Here is a 2,872-nt window from a genome sequence, read left to right as displayed (position 1 = left end):
GGGCATCGAGCAGATCCACCGACGACAACACCCGGCCCGGATCCGCGGTGACCGCCACCAATACCCGCTGCAACCGCTCGATGAGCGTTTCGATGCTGGCCACATCAAACACGTCCGCGCGAAATTCCACCGTTCCACCCACCCCGGCCGGCTCACCACCCTCTGTCCAGCGTTCGGCCAGGGAAAACACCAGATCCATCCGGGCGGCGTGGGTGTCCACCGGTATCGGCGTGACTTCCACATCGGCCAGACTCAGCTCGGCGGCCGCGTTGTTCTGCCACGCCAACATCACCTGAACCAGGGGGTGATGACTCAGCGAGCGGACCGGGTTGAGCCGATCAACGAGCGCTTCAAAGGGCGCGTCTTGATGCTCGAAGGCCTGCAGGCTGCGTCCGCGCACCTGGGCCAATAACTCGGCGAAGCTGACATACCCGGCTACCTCGACCCGCAACACCACGATGTTGACAAAAAAACCCACCAGATCATCCAGCGCGGGATCTCCGCGGCCAGCGACCGGAATCCCCACTGCCACATCGCTACTAGCGCTGACTGTAGACAACAGCACCGCCAACGCGGCCTGCACCACCATGAAACTCGTCGCGTTATGCTCGCGGGCCACCTGACGCACCCGCTGCTGCAACCCCGCCGGCCATTGCACCGCCACCGTGCCGGCGCGGTGATCGGCAACCAGCGGATAGGGGCGATCGGTGGGAAGCGCCAACCGTTCGGGCATCCCGGCCAAAGCATGCTCCCAATAGTCCAACTGGGCCGCGACCGGGCTGTCACTGTCCGCCAACTCACCGAGGTTTTCGCGCTGCCACAGCGTGTAGTCGACATACTGCACCGCCAACGGAGCCCACTGCGGTGCCCGCCCCGCACACCGCGCGGCATAGGCGACACCTAGATCGGCCCCCAACACCGCCCACGACCAGCCATCCGCGGCGATATGGTGCACCGTCATCACCAGTACGTGTTCCTGGTCGCCAACACGGAAAAGCCGTGCCCGCAGCGGGATTTCGGTTGCCAAGTCGAACGTGTAGCGTCCCGCGGTTTCCACCGCCTCATGCAGCCGGCGAGCCACCCACCCGGAGGCATCGGTGATGTCCCAACCGAAGTCTGCCCGCTCGCTGGATACGACCCGCTGCTGCGCTATCCCCGCCACGGTCGGGAACACCGTGCGCAAGCTCTCATGCCGGTCCACCGCATCGGCCAGCGCGGCACCCAACGCCGCGATATCCAACCGCCCAACCAGCCGTAACGCCGCCGCCATGTTAAAGGTCGGCGAGGGCCCCTCGACTTGGTCGATGAACCACAACCGGCTCTGCGCAAACGACATCGGCACCTCCGCCGGCCGCACCCCAGCCACCAACGGACCAAACCGCCGCACCCCCGACACCCGCAACGCCAACTCCATCACCGAGGGCGCATCAAACAGGGTGCGCACCGCCAGATCAGCATCCAAGGCGGCGTTGACCGCCGCGATTACCCGCATCGCCAACAGCGAATCCCCACCCAAATCAAAAAACGACTCCTCCACACCCACCCGCTCCAACCCCAACACCCGCCCATAAATCCCGGCCAAGACCTCTTCGACCGCGCTCGCCGGAGCCCGATACTCACCGGCGCTGTACTCCGGTGCCGGCAGGGCACGCTTGTCCAGCTTGCCGCTGACCGTCAACGGCAACGCCTCCAGAACCACCACCGCGGCCGGAACCATGTAGGCGGGCAACCGATCCGCCAGCGCGGCACGCGCGGCAGCCGGCTCTGCCACCCCGGTCACATACCCCACCAACCGCTTATCCCGGACCCGATCCTCGCGAGCGATCACCACCGCCTGCTCCACCCCAGCCACTGCGGCCAGCGCCGCCTGAACTTCACCCAGCTCGATGCGATACCCGCGAATCTTGACCTGCTCATCAGCACGCCCCACATACCGCAGCTGTCCATCAACAGCCCAACACACCAAATCCCCGGTGCGATACATCCGTGCGCCCACACCCCCGAACGGGCACGCCACAAACCGCGCCGCCGTCAACCCCGACCGACGCCAATACCCAACGCCCACACCGCGACCCGCAACATACAATTCTCCGACCACACCGGCAGGCACCGGCCGCAACCACCCGTCCAAGACAAACAGCGCCGCCCCCGCCACCGGCGAGCCGATCGGCGGGGCGCCCGACCCCGGCGTGAGCGGCGCGCTCAGTGCCACCCACATCGTGGTCTCGGTCGGACCGTATTCGTTGATCATCAACCGGCCGGGCCCCCACCGATCCACCACCTCGGCCGGGCACGGCTCGCCGCCCACCAACACCGTCACCGACCCCAACCCCTCCGGTGACAGCCCCGCCAGCGCAGACGGGGTTTGGCTGAGGACGCTGACGCGTTCGTTGACCAGTAGGTTATGCAAGTCCTCCGGTGAGTGAGTCGTCGACTCGGGCACCACGACCAGGCGACCACCGCGTAACAGGGCACCGAAAATCTCCCAGCCCGAGATGTCGAAGCTGTAGGAGTGCCATTGCGACCACACCCGGCCCGGCCCTGGCGGCAGGCCGACGTCCTCGAGCGAGTTGATGAGCTGGGTGACGTTGCGATGGGTGATCGCCACCCCTTTCGGGGTGCCGGTGGTGCCCGAGGTGTATATCAGATACGCCATATCCTCGGGCGCCGGTGCCGGCAACGCCACGGCGAGCTGGGTCGCGATCGCGGAATCGTGGACATCGATAACCCGCAACCCGTACCCGGCCAACCGCACCGCCAACCCGGCGGTGCTGAGCGCGGCCACCGGGGCCCCATCGTCGATCACGAACGCGATCCGCGCATCGGGATAGGCGGGGTCGATGGGCAGATACGCTGCCCCGGTCTTCATAAT

The 2,872-nt window shown here is 66.5% G+C and carries 1 protein-coding gene; it reads right to left on the bottom strand.

Annotation, left to right across the window (positions count from 1 at the left end):
* The coding region (locus F0Q45_RS25195; protein ID WP_149656475.1) for a non-ribosomal peptide synthetase at positions 1–2,872 on the bottom strand (2,872 nt) is incomplete at both ends.

The organism is Mycobacterium simiae, from assembly GCF_008370645.1.
GTDB lineage: Bacteria > Actinomycetota > Actinomycetes > Mycobacteriales > Mycobacteriaceae > Mycobacterium > Mycobacterium simiae_A.
This window is presented reverse-complemented; position numbering and strand designations above follow the sequence as displayed.